Source organism: Rhizobium sp. 'Codium 1', assembly GCF_020889605.1.
In the GTDB taxonomy this organism is placed as follows: Bacteria; Pseudomonadota; Alphaproteobacteria; order Rhizobiales; family Rhizobiaceae; genus Allorhizobium; species Allorhizobium algae.
On sequence record NZ_JAJGPW010000004.1, the window covers coordinates 211265 to 233113 of the forward strand.

Genomic DNA, 21849 nt, shown 5'->3' on the forward strand with positions numbered 1-21849 from the left:
GGTCCCACCATGCACAACTCGTCCTCCGATCCCCTTCGCGGCATGATTCTCATGGCGGGCTGCATGTTCGTGCTGCCGGTCATGGACGCGATCGCGAAATACATGGCGACCGTGGGCGGCATGTCGCCCGGCCAGATTACCTTTTATCGCTTCTTCTTCCAGCTCGCCTCGGTGCTGCCGGTCCTGATCGCCCTCAACGGCATGGCGGCCTTTTCCGCCAGGCGCCCCTGGCTCAACCTCCTGCGGGGAGCGATACACGGGGCAGCGAGCCTGATGTTCTTCATGGCGGTAAAATACATGCCGCTGGCGGATGTCTTCGCGATCTATTTCGTCGAACCCTTCATCCTGACGGCAATGTCCGCCCTGTTCCTGAAGGAAAAGGTCGGTTGGCGCCGCTGGCTCGCCATTGCCGTCGGCTTCGGCGGGGCCATGATCGTCATCCAGCCAAGCTACGAGATCTTCGGCCTGACTGCCCTGCTGCCGGTCGCCTGTGCATTCCTCTTCGCGCTCTACATGTTTCTCAACCGGGCGATCGGCGAAGCCGACACACCGATGACCATGCAGACCATGGCCGGCATTGGCGGGACCCTGTTCATGGGAGCAGCGCTCCTGATCGGAACCTCGGCCGGCGAGGCGGACTTCGAAATCTCTCTGCCGAACTCGGCCACCGGTTTCGGATTGCTGCTCCTTCTCGGTGCCATCTCGGGCTACATCCACCTCCTCGTGGTGCGCGCCTTCCGCATGGCGACCTTGTCGGTGCTGGCGCCGTTTCAGTATTTCGAGATCATTGCCGCCGTGGCACTCGGTCATATCCTGTTCGACGAATTCCCGACGCCCTCGAAATGGCTGGGTATCGCAATCATTGTCGGTTCCGGGCTGTTCATCCTCTGGCGCGAACGGAGGCGGGCTGCACCGGCGCAATCGATTGCCGGGGCCGGATGAGACGAACCTCGACAAGCACGGCATTTTAACGATTCCAGCCATCAAACTCTAAGACTTCTCGCCTAGGTTCGGACCATCATCTGCATCACCGGGAGAGGCGTCTTGGCGACATATCAGGCCGCAGTCTTTCTGGCCGCCGTCAATCTCGGCCTCTTGTGGCTGTTGATGGCGGCCCCCCTGGGACGCAGGACGATCCGCATCAGCCGGATTATCCGCGAACGACCCGAAGAATTGTGGAACATCACCCGCCCTGCCGGAGACCAGACGCTCTGGCATCCGAATGTGATTTCCGTGGAACCGGTCGACGGCAAACCGGACCTGGTGGAGTTCGCCTACCGCAATCCCGATCGCCACGGGCAGCCCAGCCGCCGCACCATGATCGTCGATCGCACCGCCATGACCTCCGCCGGAAGTTTTTCCTGTCATCTCAGGGTCGTCGGAGACACAACGCTCGACCAGTCTTTCTGGGAAGGGTACCAGGAGAGCCGAAAAATCGAACGGGCACCGCTCGGCAGCCGCGTGACCTTCGAGCAGACCGACAATTTTCGCGGTCTCGCCTTTTATCTCTTCCGCCGCATGGCGCTTTCCAGAGAAATCAGCGCCCTGCGAGACCATGTCGAGGAAAGCAAGGGCTCGAGCCTGCTGCATTTCGAGCATCCGGCCTGGCAGACGGTGCTCGTTATTCTCTCGACCCTGATTCTCTGGCCGTTTTTTGGGATGAATGCGCAAGGGCTGATGATCTCGATCTTCCTGACCCTCGTCATCCTGCTGCACGAGCTCGGCCACATGGTCGCCTACCGTGCCTTTGGCCATCCGACGACACGCATGCTCTTCTTCCCTCTGCTCGGTGGCGTCGCGATCGGTGGTCGCCCCTATAACAGCCATTTCGAAGTCGCGACCTGCGCGCTGATGGGCGCGGGCTTCTCAGCCCTGCTCGTTCCAATTCTTGTGGCGTCCCACCAGTCGGCCATGGAGATCCCCCATCCATCCGAGGCCGACGGGCCCATTCTGGTGTTTCTCGTCATCCTCGGCGCCTTCAACCTGCTGAACCTGCTGCCCACCTATCGCTTCGACGGCGGCCAGGTCCTGCGGCAGGTCTTCGAAGGACAGCGTGTTCTCGCCATCATCAGCTTTCTCGTGACCGGCGTCGTCGTGTGGACGGGATGGCGGATCGGCCTCGGCGCACCGGCACTCATCGTCGGCGTGGCTCTCTTCACCCTGCTCAGCATGATCCGCACCAAGTCCGTGAAGCCGCGCGAGGCCCTGACGCCGATGAACGGGCCGGAGCGACTGATGACCGGTTTCGGTTTCTATGCCGCGCTCGCCATGCATGTCTATGCGGTCATCTATGCCTGCGACAAGCTGTTCGGCTGACGTCCGGGACCATTGCCCTGCCCGCTTGACAGCTCGCCCATGACGCTGTCCAAAGACGCATGGACACCGAGAACCCTCCCCTTACCGCCGGCTATTTCGACGTTCCAGCCAACATGCTGGCAACGATCGTCACCTGCCTTGAAATGCGCACGCGACCGGCACCTCGGCCCAATCCGCCGTCAGACGGTCTCATGGTCGAGCCTTGGCCATCCCCCGCGACCGACGCTTATCGCGCGCTCTATCGCCGTGTTGGGGAGGACTGGCTCTGGGTTTCGCGCGCGGTCATGGACGATGACAAGCTCGAGACAATCATCAGGGATCCGGCGGTCGAGATTTACACCATGACGCGCGACGGCGAGCGTCTGGGCCTCCTCGAGCTCGATTTCCGCGAACCGGGACAGTGCGAACTCGCCTTTTTCGGGCTCGATCAGAGCCTGATCGGCTCCGGCGCCGGGCGCATCATGATGAATGCAGCGATCGACAAGGCCTGGGAAAAGCCCATCTCCCGGTTCTGGGTGCATACCTGCCATCTCGACCATCCCGCAGCGCTCGCCTTTTACCAGCGCTCGGGTTTCGCACCTTACAAACGCATGGTCGAGATATTCGAAGACCCGCGCCAGACCGGGAAACTTCGGGCGGATGCAGCCGCGCACTTTCCCGTTCTTCAAGCGGAATAGCCGATAAAAATCAGACTTTTGACAATATCCGGTTGACCTCTTGAGCCGGAGGGGCCAGCCGTGTCAAAGTCCACGCCAACGATTTGTCAGGGAGAAAAACCATGGATGTTCGCGCCGCCGTCGCCGTTCAGGCTGGAAAGCCGCTCGAGGTCATGACCGTTCAGCTGGAAGGACCACGCGCTGGCGAAGTGCTGATCGAGGTCAAGGCCACCGGCATCTGCCATACCGACGACTTCACGCTCTCGGGCGCCGATCCGGAAGGTCTGTTTCCCGCAATCCTCGGCCATGAAGGTGCCGGCGTCGTCGTCGATGTCGGCCCGGGCGTCACCTCGGTGAAGAAGGGCGACCATGTCATTCCGCTCTACACGCCGGAATGCCGGGAATGCTATTCCTGCACCTCGCGCAAGACCAATCTGTGCACCTCGATCCGATCGACGCAGGGCCAGGGCCTGATGCCCGATGGCACTTCGCGCTTCTCGATCGGCAAGGACAAAATCCACCACTATATGGGCTGCTCGACCTTCTCGAACTTCACGGTTCTGCCGGAGATCGCGGTTGCCAAAATCAACCCGGACGCCCCTTTCGACAAGGTCTGCTACATCGGCTGCGGTGTGACGACCGGCATCGGCGCCGTCATCAACACGGCCAAGGTCGAGATCGGCGCGACGGCCATCGTCTTCGGTCTCGGCGGCATCGGGCTCAACGTGCTGCAGGGGCTCAGGCTCGCCGGTGCCGACATGATCATCGGCGTCGATATCAATCCGGACCGCAAGGCCTGGGGCGAGAAGTTCGGCATGACGCATTTCGTCAATCCGAAGGAAGTCGAGGGCGACATCGTGCCCTATCTGGTCAACATGACCAAGCGCAACGGCGACCTGATCGGCGGTGCCGACTACACCTTCGACTGCACCGGCAATACCAAGGTCATGCGACAGGCGCTGGAAGCCTCGCATCGCGGCTGGGGCAAATCCGTCATCATCGGGGTCGCCGGTGCTGGCCAGGAAATCTCGACGCGTCCCTTCCAGCTGGTCACCGGTCGCAACTGGATGGGCACCGCCTTCGGTGGCGCACGCGGCCGCACGGACGTGCCGAAGATCGTCGACTGGTACATGGAGGGCAAGATCCAGATCGATCCGATGATTACCCACACCATGCCGCTGGAGGACATCAACAAGGGTTTCGACCTGATGCACAAGGGCGAATCCATCCGGGGCGTCGTGATCTATTGACCAGCGGACATGCTTACAAGGTCGATGTGCGGAGGATGGACGAATTCTCCGCCGTCGAGCTCTACGCCATGCTGAAGCTTCGGGTCGACGTCTTCGTCGTCGAGCAGCACTGCCCCTATCCCGAGCTGGATGGCAACGATATCGACTGCCTGCATCTGCGACTGATGGATGGTGACGAACTGCTGGCCTGCGCGCGGCTCTGGCGCCCGACGCCGGAGCAATATCCCCGGATCGGCCGCGTGGCGGTTTCGCCAAACCATCGCGGCAAGCGGCTGGGCGAGGCCCTGATGCGCGAGGCGATTTCAGAGGTGGAGAAGCGTCATCCCGGCGAGCCGATCGAGATTTCGGCGCAGAGCCATCTCCAGAATTTCTACGGGTCACTGGGCTTCGAGGTAATCTCCGAGGAATATCTGGAGGATGATATTCCGCATGTGGATATGCTGCGGAAAGGATAGCCGATGTCCGAAATCTATGTCGATGCCGATGCCTGTCCGGTCAGGCCGGAGATCCTGAAAGTGGCCGAACGCCATGATCTGCCCGTGACCTTCGTCGCCAATTCCGGCTTGAGGCCTTCACGCGATCCCATGGTCAAGAACGTGATTGTCTCGGGCGCTTTCGATGCGGCCGATGACTGGATCGCCGAGCGCTGCGGCGAAGGCGACATCGTCGTCACGGCCGACGTACCGCTGGCTGGGCGCTGCGTAGCCGCCGGCGCGCTTGTGACCGGACCGACGGGCCGGATCTTCGACACGGCCAATATCGGCATGGCAACCGCCATGCGCGATCTCGGCGCACACTTGCGCGAGACCGGCGAGAGCAAGGGCTACAACGCCGCATTTTCGCCCCGCGACCGCTCCGCCTTTCTCGAAACGCTCGACCGGCTTTGCCGTCGCGTGAAGAAATAAGCCCTCAAGGGCCACAAACAAGGAAACTTGCGATGAATATCCTCTCCCAGAACACCGCCTTTGGTGGCATGCAAGGCGTCTTCTCCCACACCTCTGAGACGACCGGTACCGAGATGACCTTTGCCGTCTTCGTGCCGCCGCAGGCGACGACCGAAAAGCGCCCCGTTCTCTGGTATCTCTCAGGGCTGACCTGCAGCCATGCCAATGTGATGGAGAAGGGTGAATACCGCCGGATGGCCGCCGAACTCGGTCTGATCGTCGTCTGCCCTGATACCAGCCCGCGCGGCAATGACGTGCCGGACGAACTGACCAACTGGAAGATGGGCAAGGGTGCGGGCATGTATCTCGACGCCACGGAAACTCCGTGGGCCGAGCATTACCAGATGTATTCCTACATCACGGAGGAACTGCCGGCGCTGATCGCCGAGCAATTCCGCGCCGACATGGACCGTCAGGGTATTTTCGGCCACTCCATGGGCGGCCATGGCGCCATGACGACTGCGCTGAAGAACCCGGATCGCTTCAAGAGCTGCTCGGCCTTCGCCCCGATCGTCAATCCGCTCACCGCCGACTGGACGCAGGATGCGTTCGAAAAATATCTCGGCGCCGACCGGGCCGCGTGGCGGCAATACGATGCCTGTGCGCTGGTCGAAGACGGCGCACGCTTTCCGGAATTCCTGATCGACCAGGGCAAGGCCGACAGCTTCCTGGAGACCGGTCTCGCACCCTGGAAGTTCGAGGAGGCGGTCAAGGGCACGGATATCGGGCTGACGCTCAGAATGCATGAGCGCTATGACCACTCCTACTACTTCATCTCGACCTTCATGGAGGATCATCTGAAGTGGCATGCGGAGCGGCTGGGCTAAGCCCCAGTCTAAGCCCCAGTTTAAGCCCGGGCATGCTCGGGCCTGCACCGGGCGTTCGCGGCCGTCGGACTTCCCGGGACATCGGCAGATCCCGGGGACAAGCCCGCGGATGACGACCTAAGGCCGGACCCCGGCAGGGAACGTCACCCGTGCCCATGCCGGTGATGCAGATCCGGGTAATGCGGATGTTTGTGACGCAGCGGGGCGTGGCGGTGCCAATGCGCATGAGGCTCGGTCACCGGGCCGTCATGGTCATGGCTGTGATGATCATCATGGCTATGGACATGATCGTGCTCGAGGGGTTCGTGCTCATGGTCATGCTCGTGCCGTTCGGACAGGTGCAGCCACAGGCCGATCCCCATCAGCAGTGCAGCGACAATGAGCGACAGGCTCACCGATTCACCGAAACCGATCACGGCGATCAGGGCGCCGATGAAGGGCGCAAGCGAAAAATAGGCACCGGTGCGCGCCGTACCGAGATGGCGCAGACCCAGCATGAACATGACAAGGCTGACGCCGATTCCCAGAAACCCGACCAGGGCGCCCGCTGTAATGACCGTCAGATCGGGAATGGCGGCGCCGAGCGCGAAGGCAAGAATGACATTGGTGCAGCCGGCAGCCAGCCCCTTGATCATCGCGATCTGAACCGGGTCGGCAGACGACAGCTTGCGGGTCAGATTGTTGTCGATGCCCCAGCAAAGGCAGGCCGCCGCGATCCACAAACCGCCCGGGTCAATCTGGAAGCTGCCACCGTCGAAAGACAGGAGCACCGCACCGAGGAGAATGGCAAGCGCGCCGATCAGGAGGCGTCGATCGACGTTTTCGCGAAACACCAACCAGGCAATCAGCATCGTCGCCAGCCCCTCGAGATTGAGGAGCAGCGAGGCTGAGGATGCTGTTGTCAGGGAGAGGCCGAGCATCAGGAAAAGCGGCGCCATGATGCCGCCGAACAGCACGACCGCGCCGAGCCAGGGCATGTCCGGACGTGACAGCGGTGTTTCCACCCGCTCCAACCCGATCAGCGGGCGCCCCCAATGGACGAGCGCCAGGCCGAGCCCCGCACCGAGATAGAGGATACCCGCAAGGAGCCAGGGATCGACGCTGCCGATCAACCATTTGCACAAGGGTGCAGAGGCGCCGAACAGCACGGCGGAGCCAAGCGCGAGCGGGACGCCGGGCCAGAGATGGGAATGGTCTTTGTCCATGGCGTGAGATTACAGACAATGTGAACGACGTATAGTCCAATCGTGCCTGCGGCAGCCCGCCCGAACATGAATACTCGGGTCGACGGATCCTACCATTGCCACCCTTCGCCGTTGCGCTGAGAACAATCCGGTGCATCCTGACTGTGGATCAGACGCCCCCTGCGAATCCTCGGCACAAGGCTCCCGATCCGAGCATCTGGTGGAGCCGGCCTGCGCCCTTTTACCCCCGCCGATAGACGAACCGCTCGAAATCAGCCGGTCGACCCTGCCCTGTGATGTCGAAGCAGAACATGCCGGCAAAGGCGCCGGTGAAGGAACCGTGTTCGCCGAACCCGCCTTCGTCAGAGACGACGCCGGCGTCGAGGACCGGGCCAATGGGTTGCCATATAGCCTGCCCCGCAAGGCGCCAGAAGAATTGCAGGTCGTTGTCGATGATTTCCATAGCGAGATCGATTGTGCCATCCGGGATCGACTGGCCCATGCCAACAGGGAAGGTGAGACTGCCGGAAGGATAGTCGCCCGGACAGGACAGGATGATCAGCGAGCGGCCGAGCTTTTCATCCGTCGAGACCCCGAGCGCGTGGAACTTGAAGCGGTTGTAGTAGTGGGTCAGGCCCGCGACCTGCTGATAGGTTTCCGGCGAAAATTCAAGCCGCGTCTCCGCACGGAAGCGATGGTACTCCTGGCGGCGGGCAATCAGCGACTGTTCGAACCAGGAGCCGATGCTTTCGCGGCCGAAGAGGCGCAAGCGCCCTGCCCGCTCGGTCAGGCTGAACAGGCGATCGGGGTTCGGCGTGCGCAGCCACTGGAATTCTTTCGGCAAGTCCGGGCTGTCGAAGGTCCTGACGATCTCGACCGGCTCCTCACGTTTCGTCGCACCATGAGGCGCCGGCACTTCGACGGCCGGCACAACGCCACCCTGTTCGAGATAGAGCCAGCCGTCTTGCTTCCAGACGCATTTTTGTAGCCCAGTTTCGCGGCCGAGCGTACAGCGACGCTTGGGCGGCATGGGTCTGCCGCAGAGATGGGTGTGATAGACGTCACCGTCTGGCGTCTCGACATATTGGCCATGGCCGGCGCGCTGCAACACCGCGTCTGGCGCATCCTTCGAGGTGATGAGATGCGTGTCCGGATGCATTTCGTAGGGGCCCTCGATCGAGCGCGAGCGGGCCATGGTCACGACATGGTCGTAACCCGTGCCGCCCTCGGCGGTGGTGAGGTAATACCAGCCATTGCGCTTGAAGAGATGGGGCCCCTCGACGAGACCCTGTCTGCTGCCTTCGAAAATGTTCTTGATTGGCCCGACGAGCTTTTGCGTCGTCGGGTCCCATTCCTGCAAGAGGATGCCGTCAAACTTGGCATGGCCAATCGTGTTGCGTGCCTCCGGGCGGTGGTTCCACTGCATGTTGAGGAACCACTTTCGCCCGTCATCATCATGAAAGAGCGAGGGGTCGAAACCGGAGGAATTGACATAGATGGGGTCGGACCACGGGCCTTCGATCGACGGCGCCGTGACAACGTAGTTGTGCGCGTCCTTGAACGAACCCTCGAAGCGCTTCACATCGGTATAGACCAACCAGAACAGGCCGTCGGCATGGGAGAGGCACGGCGCCCAAACGCCGCAGCTATCCGGATTGCCGCGCATGTCGAGCTGGCTGGCACGATCGAGCGGCCGGCTGACGAGGTCCCAATTGGCGAGATCGCGCGAATGATGGATCTGGACGCCCGGATACCATTCGAAGGTGGAGGTCGCGATGTAATAGTCTTCGCCCACGCGGCAGATCGACGGATCCGGATTGAAGCCGGGCAGGATGGGATTGATGATCATCGCGACTGTTTGCTCCTCCGCACTTGCCTCTCCCCCTGCGGGAGAGGAAGAAAAATCAGGATCTTAGCCGAAGGCTCAAGTCCTAGATTTTTCAGGAGAGGGGCTGCCTGGCTGACGAGCCCCTCTCTGGGTTTTCTGGCACTTGGCTGACGCCAAGTTCCTGAAATACCGTTCTCCCCCGCAAGGGGGGAGATGGTTTTCTACTTCTTCTTCCTCGGCGGGCCCTTGCGCTCGGCAGAGGCTGCCCAGAGGTTGATGTCGGCGTCTTTGGCGAAGACGTCGATTTCAGCGAGTTCTTCAGCGGTGAAGTCCGGCGTATCGATGGCCTTGACGCAGTCCTCGACCTGGCCCGGCTTGGATGCGCCGATCAAGGCCGTGGTGATGTGACCGCCACGCAGAACCCAGGCGAGCGCCATCTGCGCCAACGTCTGCCCGCGTTTCTCGGCGATGCGGTTGAGGCCGCGGATATTCTCGAGATTGCGCTCGTTGAGGAAGCCGGGGTCGAGCGACTTGTCCTGGCTGGCACGCGTCCCCTCCGGAATGCCGCCCAGATACTTGGACGTCAGCATGCCCTGGGCAAGCGGCGAGAAGACAATCGAGCCGACGCCGAGCTCTTCCAGCGTGTCGATGAGCCCATCTTCCTCGACCCAGCGGTTGATCATCGAGTAGCTTGGCTGGTGAATGAGTAGCGGCGTACCCAGGCTTTTGAGGATCGCATGGGCTTCGCGGGTGCGCTTGGAATTGTACGAGGAGATGCCGACATACTGCGCCCGGCCGGACCGGACGATATGGTCGAGTGCGCCGCAGGTTTCCTCGAGCGGCGTGTCGGGGTCGAAGCGGTGTGAATAGAAGATGTCGACATAGTCGAGGCCCATGCGCTTCAGGCTCTGATCGCAGGAGGCGATAAGGTATTTGCGGCTGCCCCACTCGCCGTAAGGGCCCGGCCACATGTTGTAGCCGGCCTTGGACGAGATGATCATTTCGTCGCGATAACCGCGAAAATCGGTCTTCAGGATCTCCCCGAAGGCTTGCTCCGCGGAACCTGCCGGCGGGCCGTAATTGTTGGCGAGATCAAAATGGGTGATGCCGAGGTCGAAAGCCTTGCGGCAGATCGCCTGCTTCGTCGCATGCGGCGTGTCATTGCCGAAATTGTGCCAGAGGCCGAGCGAGATCGCCGGCAGCTTCAACCCGCTCTTGCCGCAGCGATTATAGGTCATCCGCTCATAGCGGTTTTCGGCGGGGGTATAGGTCATGGATGGTTCTCTCCCAGAAGGTCTTGTTTTCGAGCCTGCCCTCATCCCCTGCCCGATCCTTCTCCCCATTTGCGGGGAAAAGGTGCAGCAGCCGGATCAAGGCAAAGACACAGACCTTATCTAAGCAGAGCCTGCGCTTCGTCGATACCCAGGGCAGCAGGTTGGGTGCAGGTTGTCGACAGAGTTACGAATTCACCCGTCTCACCCGACTTCAGGATCGAGACCATTACATCGACGCCGTGCAGGGTGCGATCCAGCGAGCAGCGGGCATCGCGGCCTTCGAGGATCGCGACCGCCATGTCTGCGAGGCCGGCGGTCCGGTAGTTGGCACGCGGGCCCTGCGGGCTATCCTGGTTGTTGCGACCGAATGGATGGTCCCAGGCTTCGAGCGGCTGAATATTCTTGTCGCGACCGGAGGCCTCGACAAGGCCACCGAAGAAGTTCGGATCCGGCACGAAGAGCGAGCCGTCGGTGCCGTAGAGCTCGGTATTGGCGTGGCGATGGCTCCAGACATCCCAGCTGGCCGACAGCGTGATGGTCGCGCCGTTCTCAAATTCCAGCAGGGCATGAATGTTGGTCGGCGTCTTGACCGGGATCGTTTCGCCATGCCGCGGCTGGCTGGTGATCGTCCGCGTGTCGTTCGCCATGGACGTCAACGCTGCAACCCGCTTCACAGGGCCGATCAGGTTGATCAGGTTGGCAATATAGTAAGGGCCAAGGTCGAGGATCGGACCGCCACCGGGCAGGAAGAAGAAGTCCGGGTTGGGATGCCACATTTCCATGCCGGGGCTCATGACATGGCAGGTACCGGAGGTGACCCGGCCAATGCCGCCCTTGTCGATATAGGCGCGGGCAAGCTGATGGGCGCCGCCGAGGAAGGTATCCGGGGCACAGCCGACCGACAGTCCCTTGGCCTTTGCAATGGCACGCAGGTCCTCGCCCTGTTCGAGCGAGAGAACCAGCGGCTTTTCCGAATAGACATGCTTGCCTGCCTCAAGGATGCGCTTGGAGACGGGGTAATGTGCATCCGGGATCGTCAGGTTGACGACGATGTCGATCTCGTCATTGGCGAGCAGTTCGTCGATGGTCTGTGCCTTGACGCCATATTCCTCCGCGCGCAGCTGGGCGGCATTCATGTTGATGTCCGCGCAGGCGAGCACCTTCAACCCGCGAAACAGCGGCGCCAGTGTAAAGTAAGTGGTGGAAATGTTGCCGCATCCGATGATGCCGACGCCGAGTTCGCGTGCCATGGGGATATCCTGCTTCTGCGATGGGTTCAGTAGGTGTTGAAGGCGGCGATCGAGCGGGCAATCAGCCGGTCGATGTCCTTCGGATTGTCGTGTTCGACGACGAAATGCTTGACGCGGGTGGCTTTCAGCGCCGCAATCAGGCCCTTCCAGTCGACGGTGCCATGGCCGACATCGGCCCAGCCGTCTTCGTCGGTGTTTTCACCAGCCGGCGCGATATCTTTCACATGCACGGCGCTGATCCGCTTGCCGTAGCTCTCGATCCAGGCAAGGGGATCGGCCTTGCCGCGGATAACCCAGGCGATGTCCGCTTCCCAATCGAGCTCGGGACCGCCGGAGAAGATCTGCTCCTGCGGTGTCGAGCCATCGGGAAGTGCCACGAATTCGAAGTCGTGATTGTGCCAGCCGAAGACGAGACCGGCATCGCGCAGCGGCTTGCCGGCAGCCTGAAGCCGCTGGCCGAAGGCAAACCAACCGGCCGCGTCCGAGGGACGCTGGTCGGGCATCAGATAGGGGCAATAGACCGCCTCGATGCCGAGCGTCCTGGCGATCTTGATGACACGGGTCGGGTCACTCTCGATCATATCGAGGCCGAAATGGGCGGTCGGCATGGTGAGGCTGTTCTGGTCGAGTTCCTTGCGAAAGGCATCGAGTTCGCCATCGGCAAGCGATGCGTAGAGCGCGCCGTAGCCCTCGACCTCGCCGTAACCAGCCGCCTGGAGTTTCGGGTAAATGCCACTGAAGGGCTGGAAATTGCGGGCGCTGTAAAGCTGGAAGCCAAGCGTCGTCATGGGGTGGTTTCCTCCTCGTTTGGTCCTGGATCGGGCGCCCAGGACCTTGTTGGCTTGGCCTGTCAGTCCACCGACTGGCAGGTGTAGAGATCGTAGATGCGGAAATCCGGAACGGACCCGGCAGGAAGTGCAGTATCCGGCGTGAAGATGATGCGCCGGCTTTCGCCGGTCGCAAGGTCGAAGGCATTGTCGGAATAGCGGCCAGGGGTTGCGCTTTCGAGCATGACGAAGAGCGCAAGCCCCTGGGCGGTCACGGTCACCTCGAAGCCGCCGTCGGCGATGGGCGCGACCGTGGTTTCCAGACGCGACGCTTCGAGGTCGAGCGCCTTGTAGGTGCCGACCAGGAAGTGCCCCTCCCCGGTCATGCCGTTCGAGGCGACAAAGCTCCAGGCGAGCAGGCTTGCCGCCGGGATTTCAGCGGCGTCGAGTGTGCCGAGCACCTGAGCGGCGTCTGGACCGCAGTCACCCCGCAGGCTTTTCAGCGGAATGCGTTCTCCGGACAGGGTCAGCACGAAGAGCTTGGAATCGATCGTAACCGCATCGAGCGTGTCATTGACCATGGAGAGCGATATGGTCTTGCCATCCTCGGACGGAATAGCGGCAACCGCGACCGGCTGGAAGAAACGGCGCACCATGTAGTGCATCGCCTTCCAGCTGCCGCCGTAATCGAGGCTCGACCAGGAAGCGACCGGCCAAGTATCGTTCAGCTGCCAGTAGATCGTGCCCATGCAATGGGGCTTGAGCGACCGCCAGTATTCGACGGCGGTCTTGATGGCCAGCCCCTGCTGGATCTGGCTCAGATAGACGAAATTGGCGAAATCCTTGGGGAAGCGGAAATAGCGGAACATGGTCCCCGCGATCCGCTCATTGCCACCGGCATTCTTCTGGTGGAGCTCGATTACCGGCGAGGCGATGTTCATGTCGGCCTTGTCGGCGAAGCTCTCGATGACTGGCAGCGACGTATAGGACTGGAAGCCGAATTCCGAGCAGAAGCGCGGTTTGACGGTTCGGTAATTATCGAAACTCTTGTTCTCGTGCCAGACCGACCAGTAGTGCATGTCGCCGGAACCGTCGGCATGCCAGGCATCGCCATAGTCGAGATAGCCGGAGGCCGGGCTCGACGGCCACCAGATCCCCTGCGGGAAGCACTTCTTGACGCCCTGCTCGATGACGCGATTGAGCCGGTCATAGGCAACGAGGTAGCGGTCGCGATTGTCGCGCGATTCCGGGAACCAGGTGAGCGCACCGACGAGCTCGTTGTCGCCGCACCAGATCACGATTGAGGCATGGGACGACAGACGCTTCACCTGGTACTCGACCTCATGCGCGACATTGTCGAGGAAATCCTCGGTGCAAGGATAGAGGTTGCAGGCAAACATGAAGTCCTGCCAGACCATGAGGCCGAGCCGGTCGCAGAGATCATAGAACCAGTCGGCCTCGTAAAAGCCGCCGCCCCAGATGCGGATCATGTTCATATGGGCGGCGACCGCAGAATTGAGCAGGTCGGTCGTCTTCTCTTCCGACGAGCGGGAGAACAGCGCATCGGCCGGGATCCAGTTGGCGCCGCGGCAGAAGATTTCACGGCCGTTGACCTTGAGCGCAAAGCGGCTGCCGGCTTCGTCCGCATCGGTCAGGAGTTCGACCGTGCGAAGTCCGATCTGGCGCGTAACGGCTTCACCCGGCAGGTCGACGGTGAGCGAGTAGAGCGCCTGCTCGCCGGAACCGGCGGGCCACCAGAGGCGTGGGCTCTCGATCTCGAAGACATGCACCACCTTCGTCTCGCCGGCAGCGATGCCGACATCAAGCCTTACGCGTTCACCATCGAGCGCGAAATGAACGGGCACGACGGCAGGATCGATGGAGTGAATTGTAGCGGTAACCTTGAGCTCCACGCGACCATCGGCATGGTGGACCTGCTGCGTCTCCACATGCTCCAGTCGGGCTGGATCGAGCTTCTTCAGAGACAGGGTACCGTAGATCCCGAGAGGCGCGATCGCGATGTTCCAGTCCCAGCCGAAATGGCATTGCGGCTTGCGCAACATGTTGCCGTTCGGGATCGGGGAATTCGCCGTCGAATAGGGAATGTAAAAGGGCTGGCGCGCCTGCCGCTCGGCCCCGGCCGTGATGCTGGAGTGGAAGACGATACGAACCGTGTTTTCGCCCGGCTGCAGCGCGTGGCTGACATCGGGGCGGTAGCGGCGGAAGCAGTTGTCGGCCGAGAGGACCGGAAGGTCATTGACGAAGACGACAGCAACCGTGTCGAGATAGTCGATGTCCAGATACCAGGTGCCTGAAATGTCGGGCACGACGACCCGGCGCTCGATCACCCAGTCGCGTTCGGCGACCCACTGCACAACCTCCTCGTTGCGGCCGAGATAGGGATCCGGGATGCGGCCGGCGGCATGGAGCGCGGAATGCACATCGCCGGGCAAGGCGATCACCGCCTCATGCTCGCCATCGACGGAGGCGAGACGCCACTCCCCGTGAAGATTGATCACGCCACCGTCAGTATTCTGGTTCATCACATCAGTCCTGCAGAAGAAAAAGGCGCCCCGGTCTGGGATCGGGACGCGAGGGAGAACGTGTCAGATACGCTCTTCAGTCTGCGCATCGAAGAGCGAGGCGACTTCCATATCGAAGCCGAGGCGCACCTTGGCACCCGGCGCATAGCGACGCGTGCCGCCAATGCGCACGGACATGGAATGCCCGGCATGCTTCAGCCACAGAAGATTGTCGGCGCCCATCGGCTCCTCGATGTCGACCACCGCCTCGTGCAATTCGTCGATGCCGCTTTCTTCATCGACCTTGATATGCTCCGGGCGGACGCCGAGCACGACCTTGCGGCCACCGGCCAGCGGCTTCTCCGAGCGATATCCCTTCATCGAGAACAGCACGTCATGGGTGCGGAAGAAGATCTCGCCGCCTTCGTTGATCAGCTCGCCATGCAGGAAGTTCATCGAGGGTGACCCGATGAACCCGGCGACGAAGAGGTTCCGCGGCTGGTTGTAGATCGTGTTCGGGTCCGCAAGCTGCTGGATGACGCCGCTCTTCATGATCGCGATGCGGTCGGCCAGCGTCAGTGCCTCGATCTGGTCGTGGGTGACATAGATCATCGTGTTCTTCAGGTTCTGGTGCAGGCGCTTGATTTCAACCCGCAGCTCCGACCGGAGTTTCGCGTCGAGGTTGGACAAGGGCTCGTCGAACAGGAAGACATCGACGTCACGCACCAGGGCACGACCGATCGCCACGCGCTGGCGCTGACCGCCGGAGAGCGCCGAAGGCTTGCGGTCGAGCAGCGGCCCAATCTGCAGGATATCGGCGGCACGCTGGACGCGCTTGTCGATTTCCGCCTTCGGCATCTTGGCGACCTGCAGGCCGAAGGAGAGGTTCTTCTCGACGGTCATCTGCGGATAGAGCGCATAGGACTGGAACACCATGCCGATGCCGCGGTCCTTGGGCTCTTCCCAGGTGACGTTCTTTTCCTTGATGAAGATCTGCCCGTCGGTCGGCTCCAGAAGACCGGCAATGCAATTGAGCAGCGTGGACTTGCCGCAGCCGGAGGAGCCGAGGAGAACGATGAACTCGCCGTCGACGATGTCGAGATTGAGGTTTTCCAGCACCTTGACGGCGCCGAAGCTCAAAGAGAGGTCCTTGATCGATACACTGTGCGACATGAGCTTAACCCTTGACTGCGCCGGCGGCGATACCCCGGACGAAGAGACGTCCGGAAATGAAGTAGACGATGAGCGGCACGGCGCCGGTGAGCAACGTTGCGGCCATGTTGACGTTGTATTCCTTCACGCCCTGCACCGAATTGACGATGTTGTTGAGCTGGACGGTCATCGGGTAATATTCCGGTCGGGTGAAGACCACGCCGAACAGGAAGTCGTTCCAGATGCCGGTGATCTGCAGGATCATTGCGACCACGAAGATCGGCAGCGACATGGGCAGCATGATTCTGAGGTAAATCTGCCAGAACCCTGCCCCGTCGATGCGGGCGGCCTTGAACAGTTCTTCCGGCAACGAGGTAAAGTAGTTGCGGAACAGCAATGTCAGGATCGGCATGCCGAAGATGGTGTGCACGAGGACGAGACCGGTCAGCGTGCCGTAGATCCCCATTTCCCGAAGCACGATGACAATCGGATAGATCATCACCTGATAGGGAATGAAGGCCCCGATGATCAGGATCGTGAAGAACAGTTCCGCCCCCTTGAAGCGCCAGTTGGCCAGCGCATAGCCGTTGACCGAGGCGATCAGGATCGAAATCAGCGTGGACGGCACTGTGATGCGAACCGAGTTCCAGAAGCCCCGCGAAAGGCCATCGCAGTTGAGGCCGGTGCAGGCGGTCGCCCAGGCCTTGACCCAGGGCTCGAAGGTGATCTCCACAGGCGGAGAAAAGATGTTGCCGAGACGGACTTCCGGCATGCCCTTCAACGATGTGACGATCATCACGTAGAGCGGCACCAGATAGTAGATCGCAAAGAAGATCAGCGATCCGTACAGCATGATGTTGCGGGGCGAGAGAGCCCGTTTCGGCTTGGCGCCACGAGGCCCCGATCCGAGTTGACCGGAGACGGCATCGAAACCGGCGGCAGTGGTGTTGAGGGAACCGGGATTAGCCACGCTTCTTACCTCCGAATTCGAGATAGGCCCAGGGAATGATGATGATCGCGACCGTCAGCAGCATCATGGTCGATGCGGCGAAGCCCTGACCGAGGTTCTGCGCCTGGAACATGTAGTCGTAGACATATTTCGCCGGCACTTCGGAGGCGATGCCGGGGCCGCCGCTGGTCTGCGCGACCACGAGATCGTAGAGGCGGACGATGCCAGACGTGATGATCACGAGCGTGGTGATGAAGACCGGGCGCATCATCGGAATGATGATGAAAAGATAGGTCTTCCACATCGGGATCCCGTCGACACGCGAGGCCTTCCAGATGTCCTCGTCGATGCCGCGAAGCCCAGCGAGCAGCAGGCACATCACCAGACCGGTCCCCTGCCAGAGGCCTGCAATCAGGATGCCGTAAATGACGATGTCGGAATCGTAGAGGGGATTGAAAGTGAAGGTCTCCCAGCCCAGCGACCGCACGATCGACTGCACCCCGAAATCCGGGTTCAGGATCCATTGCCAGACAAGGCCGGTGACGATGAAGGACAGGGCGAAGGGATAGAGGAAGATCGTCCGGAACGCATTCTCGAATCGGATCTTCTGGTCCATCAGGGCGGCGAGCAGGAAACCGATCACAATCGAGAAGATCAGCGACAGAAGGCCGTAGATCGCCAGGTTCTGGATCGACATGATCCAACGCGGCGCATCCCACAGACGCTCATACTGCTCCAAGCCGACAAAATTGGCGCGCGGCAGAAGCCTGGAATTGGTGAAGGAATAGACAATCGTCCAGATGGTTCCACCCAGGAAGATGACCAGTGCGGTCAGGACCATCGGGATCGATGCAATCTTTGCATTCAGATTGCGAAACAGTTTGTTGGGTCGACCGGCATGGGCTTGGCGTGCCATGGGTCCGTCTCCTCGTCCTGGACACGGGAGAGGTCACAACCGATCCGACTGTGCAAAGGCACAGACGATATCGTTGAAACGCCCTGCGGCAATCCGCATTCCCGGTCGAAGTTGGCAAGTCACCGACCGGGGCTTGAGCCCCGGCCGGATTGTGTCAACCAGTCAGATCAGTCAGCAGATGCGACGATCTCGGCGAAGCGCTTCTGCGCGTCTTCGACGGTCATGGACGGATTGGCGAAGAACTCCGAGAAGAGGTCTTCCTTCTGCTTCTGGCTGTCTGCCGAAAGCAACTGGTCGGTACCCTGGATGACATTGCCCTTGGCGAGAATGTCGAGGCCCTTCTTCATGCAGTCGTTGGCGGCTGCGAGATCGACGTCACCGCGAACCGGCAGAGAACCCTTCTTCAGGTTGAACGCAACCTGCGTTGCGGGCGCAAGCAGGGTGGACGCAAGAACGTCCTGTGCAGCAGACTTTTCCTCGTCGTCGAGAACGGGGAAGTAGAATGCGTCACCGCCGGTCGAGATGATCTCGTTCACGCCGAGGCCCGGCAGGCAGGTGTAGTCCTTGCCGGCGACCTGACCAGCGAGTGCGAACTCACCCTGCGCCCAGTCACCCATGATCTGACCGCCGGCCTTGCCGGTGATGACCAGGTTGGTTGCCTGATTCCAGTCCTGGACGTTCGAGCCCTTGGACATCTTGCGGGCATCGTCGGCAGCCTTGAAGACCTTGGCGATCTCAGGTCCGGCTGCAACGTCTGCATCCTTGTCCTTGAACACCTTCTCGAAGGTCTCCTTGCCGGCAATGGCGACCATCAGAACGTCGAAGGCACCGGCCGTCTGCCAGGGCTGGCCGCCGACAGCGAGCGGAATGATACCCTTGGCTTCAAGCGCGGGTGCCGCTGCGACGAACTCGTCCCAATTCTTCGGCACAGCAACGCCAGCCTGTTCAAAGGCCGCGTTGGAAAGCCACAGCCACTGCCAGGAGTGGATGTTGACCGGGGCGCAATAGATCTTGCCGTCGATCGTGCAGCTTTCGAGCAGGCTTGCCGGCTTGATGATATCCTTCCAGCCTTCCTTCTCGGCAACCGCAGTCAGGTCCTTCATCAGACCCGCTTCGGCGAGCTCCTCGGCCTGACGGCCGTGGTTGAACTGTGTGGCAGCCATGGGATCACCACCGGTGATACGGCTGATCATGATCGGGCGGGCAGTGCCGCCGGATCCGGCGATCGCGCCATCGACCCACTTGTTGCCGGTGGCATCGAATGCCTTGGCGAGCTCGGCGACGGCTGCGGCTTCGCCGCCAGACGTCCACCAATGGGTCACTTCGAGATCGGTGGCATGAGCCGCTGCGAGCGGCATGACGACGGTTGCGGCCAAAGCTGCCGCGAAGCTACGGAAATTCATGAGTCTCCTCCCTCACTGAAACGTTGCCGGAAAAACTTATGTCAAAGATTTTTGGAGCGCAACCTATTCGATTGCAAATATTCTATCGCAGCGTCGATTCAGCGAAAACGTGCATCGCACGAGCTATATTCAAATCGCTTTGGATGGCGCACGCATTGCGCAGCAACATCTCTTTTCTCGCTGAAATCACCATATTATAGCGCAGAAACAGGATTTTTGTGCTGCATGTGCGAACTTGCCGAATTTTAGTGCTGTGAACAGACGGGAAAACTCACCCCCTCGCCCTAGAGTTGTGTACCTTCGCAATGCAGCATGAGAAAGGGCTCGACAAACCACCTGTATCGTTTCAGATTTTCTCTTCCAAGCGCCGGGAGGGGGTGCCGGGCAAACTGTTTGCAGGCGAGTGAAAGCTCACTATAAGCGAGACTTTCTGATTGGCGGGAACACGATGGCAGATCAGCAGGGCAGCGGATTGATAGATCGTCCAGGGGCGAACAAGGAGCGACCGACGCTCAAGACGATCGCCTTCATGACCGGACTGGGCATTACGACAGTGTCGCGAGCCTTGAAGGACGCGCCCGATATTGGCGCCGAAACCAAGGAACGCGTGCGGATGGTCGCCCGCCAGTTGGGATACCAACCCAACCGCGCAGGCGTGCGCCTGCGCACCGGCAAGACCAATGTGATCGCGCTGGTCCTCGGGATCGACGAGGAAATCCTCGGCTTCGCCAACCAGATGGTCGTCGGCATTTCCGAAGTGCTCGCCGGCACGCCCTATCATATCGTCGTGACACCGCATGCCCATACCAAGGATCCGATGCTGCCCGTCCGTTACCTCCTGGAAACGGGATCGGCCGACGGCGTCATCATATCGCGCACAGAGCCCGATGACGCGCGGGTAAGCTTGCTCCTGGAGCAGAACATGCCCTTTGCCACCCATGGCCGCACCGACATGGGCATCCAGCACCCTTTCCATGACTTCGACAACGAGGCCTTTGCCTATGGTGCCGTGGAGCGGCTTGTGCAGCGCGGGCGAAAGCGCATTGCCCTTCTGCCGCCACCGACCAAGCTCACCTACTACAAACACACGTTTGATGGCTTCATGCGCGGCCTGAAGGCATTCGGGGCCGAAGAGGTTCCCCTGCACATCAATATCGACGCCACGCTCGACCAGATCCGCGCATCCGTGCAGGAACTGATGAGTGGACCGGATGCGCCAGACGGCATGATTTCATCCTCGGGCAGCAGTGCAATTGCCGCCAATGCCGGCATCGAGGCCGCGGGCAAGCGCGTCGGACGCGAAGTCGATCTCGTCGCCAAACAAGGGACGCCGATTCTCAACTGGATTCGCCCGGAGATCATCTCGGTCTACGAAGATGTGCGCCAGTCCGGCCGCGAACTGGCCAAGGCCGTCATCGCCCGTATCGACGGCGTCGATCCGGAACTGCTGCAGAGTGTCAGCAAGCCGCGCTGGGAATAGGATCGGGAAGCCGAAGCCCTCACCTTGTCCGGCGCCACCCTGTGCCCCGTCCGGTGAATGACGGACACTGGTCATTGGCCCGGTCAAATGCGGAATTGCGGCCGTCGAACCTGTACACGGGCAGATCGGCCACGAATTCCGTACCGGCCAGGCGCCGAGCAGTGCAAGTTCCCGGCAATGCGCGCAGGATGATCGCGACGACCTGCTTCAGGACCACTCCGCCAGACAGGCAGACAGACCGGAGTGCCTGTTTACAGGGTAATGACCCGCCCGTCGCGACCGACCACAATCTCACCACCGAAGATGGGCCTGACCGCCGCATGCCAGTGCTCTTCGGTAAAGGCCGGGTCATCGGCGGGAATGAGATGGTTCAGCACAAGCATGGCGACGCCAGCCTGCTGGGCGATGCGGGCAGCGTCTGCCGCAAAGCTGTGCGAGGCGACCAGATGCTCGCGCAGGCGGCTGCCGTTTCCCGTCCGGCTGATGATGCTGTCGAGCCCTTCCGGGAGCATGGCCTCATGCACCAGGATGTCGGTCTGGCGGGCGAAGTCGGCAAGCGGCGGGAACGGCGCGGTATCGGCCGAGAAAACCACGGTCTTGCCGGCGCCTGAAAACTTGAGCGCGAAGCACTCCGTGACGGGCGGATGATCGACCCGCAGCGCCTCGACCTGAAGGTCGCCCTCCTGCAGGATGACACCGGGACCGTATTCGGTGACCGTGACGAGCGAGGCGAGATCCGGGCGCCCCTCGTCGGCAATCCGTGTTTCAATGTCATAGGCGAGCGAGGCAAGGAAACCTGTCCAGACGGCCCGGGTTCCGGGCGGGCCATACACGGTCACCGGATGGTCGAGCCCGGTCGTCCAGGCAGTGTGGAGCAGCGGGCCGAGTTCCAGCACGTGATCCGAATGAAGATGGGTGATCAAGACGAGGTCGAGTTCCTTCAGCGACATGCCTGTCTCGACGAGGCCGCGCGAGACCCCGAGCCCGCAATCGATCACCATCCGGCGTCCGCAGAGCGTGAGCAGCATCGAGGTCGGATTGGGTCCGCCCGGGCGGATGGCCGGGCCACCCTTGGTGCCGAGCAGGGTGAGTGTATGGGGCATGCTGACTCTCCGACAAAAAAGAAAGGCC

Annotated in this window: 19 protein-coding genes; 8 read left to right on the plus strand and 11 right to left on the minus strand. The window is 61.3% G+C overall.

The genetic code is table 11. From position 1 onward, the window contains the following. Positions 1-9: 9 nt before the first annotated feature. The 7 genes from LJE98_RS12600 (at position 10) to fghA (ending at position 5993) form a co-directional block, all read left to right on the plus strand. Positions 10-942, plus strand: coding sequence for a DMT family transporter (locus LJE98_RS12600; protein WP_229575564.1), 933 nt, complete (start codon positions 10-12; stop codon positions 940-942). 102 nt (positions 943-1044) lie between these two features. Next, positions 1045-2316: a hypothetical protein gene (locus LJE98_RS12605; protein ID WP_229575565.1), complete on the plus strand. Its 1272-nt coding sequence runs from the start codon at positions 1045-1047 to the stop codon at positions 2314-2316. Positions 2317-2375: 59 nt separating this feature from the next. Next, entirely contained in the window at positions 2376-2993 is a 618-nt protein-coding gene (locus LJE98_RS12610) for a GNAT family N-acetyltransferase (RefSeq protein WP_229575566.1), read from the plus strand. A gap of 101 nt (positions 2994-3094) precedes the next feature. Then, positions 3095-4222 carry an S-(hydroxymethyl)glutathione dehydrogenase/class III alcohol dehydrogenase gene (locus LJE98_RS12615; RefSeq protein WP_229575567.1) on the plus strand — a complete coding sequence of 376 codons (1128 nt, stop codon included), beginning with the start codon at positions 3095-3097 and terminating at the stop codon, positions 4220-4222. A 35-nt stretch (positions 4223-4257) separates the two neighbouring features. Next, the gene (locus tag LJE98_RS12620; protein WP_229575568.1) at positions 4258-4677 is read left to right on the plus strand and encodes a GNAT family N-acetyltransferase; all 420 of its coding nucleotides are present in this window, start codon (positions 4258-4260) and stop codon (positions 4675-4677) included. Between the two features lie 3 nt (positions 4678-4680). Further along, positions 4681-5127 carry a YaiI/YqxD family protein gene (locus tag LJE98_RS12625; protein WP_229575569.1) on the plus strand — a complete coding sequence of 149 codons (447 nt, stop codon included), beginning with the start codon at positions 4681-4683 and terminating at the stop codon, positions 5125-5127. A 32-nt stretch (positions 5128-5159) separates the two neighbouring features. Next, positions 5160-5993, plus strand: coding sequence for an S-formylglutathione hydrolase (gene fghA, locus LJE98_RS12630; RefSeq protein WP_229575570.1), 834 nt, complete (start codon positions 5160-5162; stop codon positions 5991-5993). A 143-nt stretch (positions 5994-6136) separates the two neighbouring features. Here the strand turns inward: fghA and LJE98_RS12635 are convergent, their stop codons facing one another. The 10 genes from LJE98_RS12635 to LJE98_RS12680 all read right to left on the minus strand — a co-directional run bounded on the left by LJE98_RS12635 (position 6137) and on the right by LJE98_RS12680 (position 19238). Next, on the minus strand, positions 6137-7198 hold the full coding sequence (locus LJE98_RS12635; RefSeq protein ID WP_229575571.1) for a DMT family transporter: 1062 nt from the start codon (positions 7196-7198) through the stop codon (positions 6137-6139). 220 nt (positions 7199-7418) lie between these two features. Continuing rightward, on the minus strand, positions 7419-9026 hold the full coding sequence (locus LJE98_RS12640) for a glycoside hydrolase family 43 protein (protein WP_229575572.1): 1608 nt from the start codon (positions 9024-9026) through the stop codon (positions 7419-7421). A 200-nt stretch (positions 9027-9226) separates the two neighbouring features. Beyond that, complete coding sequence (gene mgrA, locus LJE98_RS12645; protein ID WP_229575573.1) at positions 9227-10279, minus strand: L-glyceraldehyde 3-phosphate reductase; 1053 nt, start codon at positions 10277-10279, stop codon at positions 9227-9229. Positions 10280-10395: 116 nt separating this feature from the next. Further along, the gene (locus LJE98_RS12650) at positions 10396-11529 is read right to left on the minus strand and encodes a Gfo/Idh/MocA family protein (RefSeq protein ID WP_229575574.1); all 1134 of its coding nucleotides are present in this window, start codon (positions 11527-11529) and stop codon (positions 10396-10398) included. 26 nt (positions 11530-11555) lie between these two features. Next, positions 11556-12317: a sugar phosphate isomerase/epimerase family protein gene (locus tag LJE98_RS12655; RefSeq protein WP_229575575.1), complete on the minus strand. Its 762-nt coding sequence runs from the start codon at positions 12315-12317 to the stop codon at positions 11556-11558. Between the two features lie 62 nt (positions 12318-12379). Then, the gene (locus LJE98_RS12660) at positions 12380-14839 is read right to left on the minus strand and encodes a beta-mannosidase (RefSeq protein WP_229575576.1); all 2460 of its coding nucleotides are present in this window, start codon (positions 14837-14839) and stop codon (positions 12380-12382) included. Between the two features lie 63 nt (positions 14840-14902). Beyond that, positions 14903-15991 (minus strand): ABC transporter ATP-binding protein, encoded by a 1089-nt coding sequence (locus LJE98_RS12665; protein WP_229575577.1) that lies wholly within the window; start codon positions 15989-15991, stop codon positions 14903-14905. A 4-nt stretch (positions 15992-15995) separates the two neighbouring features. After that, entirely contained in the window at positions 15996-16940 is a 945-nt protein-coding gene (locus LJE98_RS12670; RefSeq protein ID WP_229575578.1) for a carbohydrate ABC transporter permease, read from the minus strand. Continuing rightward, positions 16933-17835 (minus strand): carbohydrate ABC transporter permease, encoded by a 903-nt coding sequence (locus LJE98_RS12675; RefSeq protein ID WP_229575579.1) that lies wholly within the window; start codon positions 17833-17835, stop codon positions 16933-16935. The genes LJE98_RS12670 and LJE98_RS12675 overlap by 8 nt, the downstream gene beginning before the upstream one ends. A gap of 167 nt (positions 17836-18002) precedes the next feature. After that, positions 18003-19238, minus strand: coding sequence for an ABC transporter substrate-binding protein (locus LJE98_RS12680; RefSeq protein ID WP_229575580.1), 1236 nt, complete (start codon positions 19236-19238; stop codon positions 18003-18005). A gap of 448 nt (positions 19239-19686) precedes the next feature. On the opposite strand from LJE98_RS12680, the gene LJE98_RS12685 reads away from it, so the two are divergent. Next, positions 19687-20718, plus strand: a complete 1032-nt coding sequence (locus LJE98_RS12685) for a LacI family transcriptional regulator (RefSeq protein ID WP_229575581.1) — start codon at positions 19687-19689, stop codon at positions 20716-20718. Positions 20719-20969: 251 nt separating this feature from the next. Here the strand turns inward: LJE98_RS12685 and LJE98_RS12690 are convergent, their stop codons facing one another. After that, positions 20970-21821, minus strand: a complete 852-nt coding sequence (locus LJE98_RS12690) for an MBL fold metallo-hydrolase (RefSeq protein WP_229575582.1) — start codon at positions 21819-21821, stop codon at positions 20970-20972. Between the last annotated feature and the right edge of the window lie 28 nt (positions 21822-21849).

Excerpts from the sequence above, each read along its gene's own strand:
- LJE98_RS12600 (WP_229575564.1), top strand. The coding sequence starts at position 10 with ATGCACAACTCGTCCTCCGATCCCCTTCGCGGCATGATTCTCATGGCG.
- LJE98_RS12610 (WP_229575566.1), top strand. The coding sequence starts at position 2,376 with ATGGACACCGAGAACCCTCCCCTTACCGCCGGCTATTTCGACGTTCCA.
- LJE98_RS12615 (WP_229575567.1), top strand. The coding sequence starts at position 3,095 with ATGGATGTTCGCGCCGCCGTCGCCGTTCAGGCTGGAAAGCCGCTCGAG.
- LJE98_RS12620 (WP_229575568.1), top strand. The coding sequence starts at position 4,258 with ATGGACGAATTCTCCGCCGTCGAGCTCTACGCCATGCTGAAGCTTCGG.
- LJE98_RS12625 (WP_229575569.1), top strand. The coding sequence starts at position 4,681 with ATGTCCGAAATCTATGTCGATGCCGATGCCTGTCCGGTCAGGCCGGAG.
- fghA (WP_229575570.1), top strand. The coding sequence starts at position 5,160 with ATGAATATCCTCTCCCAGAACACCGCCTTTGGTGGCATGCAAGGCGTC.
- LJE98_RS12635 (WP_229575571.1), bottom strand. The coding sequence starts at position 7,198 with ATGGACAAAGACCATTCCCATCTCTGGCCCGGCGTCCCGCTCGCGCTT.
- LJE98_RS12640 (WP_229575572.1), bottom strand. The coding sequence starts at position 9,026 with ATGATCATCAATCCCATCCTGCCCGGCTTCAATCCGGATCCGTCGATC.
- mgrA (WP_229575573.1), bottom strand. The coding sequence starts at position 10,279 with ATGACCTATACCCCCGCCGAAAACCGCTATGAGCGGATGACCTATAAT.
- LJE98_RS12650 (WP_229575574.1), bottom strand. The coding sequence starts at position 11,529 with ATGGCACGCGAACTCGGCGTCGGCATCATCGGATGCGGCAACATTTCC.
- LJE98_RS12655 (WP_229575575.1), bottom strand. The coding sequence starts at position 12,317 with ATGACGACGCTTGGCTTCCAGCTTTACAGCGCCCGCAATTTCCAGCCC.
- LJE98_RS12660 (WP_229575576.1), bottom strand. The coding sequence starts at position 14,839 with ATGAACCAGAATACTGACGGTGGCGTGATCAATCTTCACGGGGAGTGG.
- LJE98_RS12665 (WP_229575577.1), bottom strand. The coding sequence starts at position 15,991 with ATGTCGCACAGTGTATCGATCAAGGACCTCTCTTTGAGCTTCGGCGCC.
- LJE98_RS12675 (WP_229575579.1), bottom strand. The coding sequence starts at position 17,835 with ATGGCACGCCAAGCCCATGCCGGTCGACCCAACAAACTGTTTCGCAAT.
- LJE98_RS12680 (WP_229575580.1), bottom strand. The coding sequence starts at position 19,238 with ATGAATTTCCGTAGCTTCGCGGCAGCTTTGGCCGCAACCGTCGTCATG.
- LJE98_RS12685 (WP_229575581.1), top strand. The coding sequence starts at position 19,687 with ATGGCAGATCAGCAGGGCAGCGGATTGATAGATCGTCCAGGGGCGAAC.
- LJE98_RS12690 (WP_229575582.1), bottom strand. The coding sequence starts at position 21,821 with ATGCCCCATACACTCACCCTGCTCGGCACCAAGGGTGGCCCGGCCATC.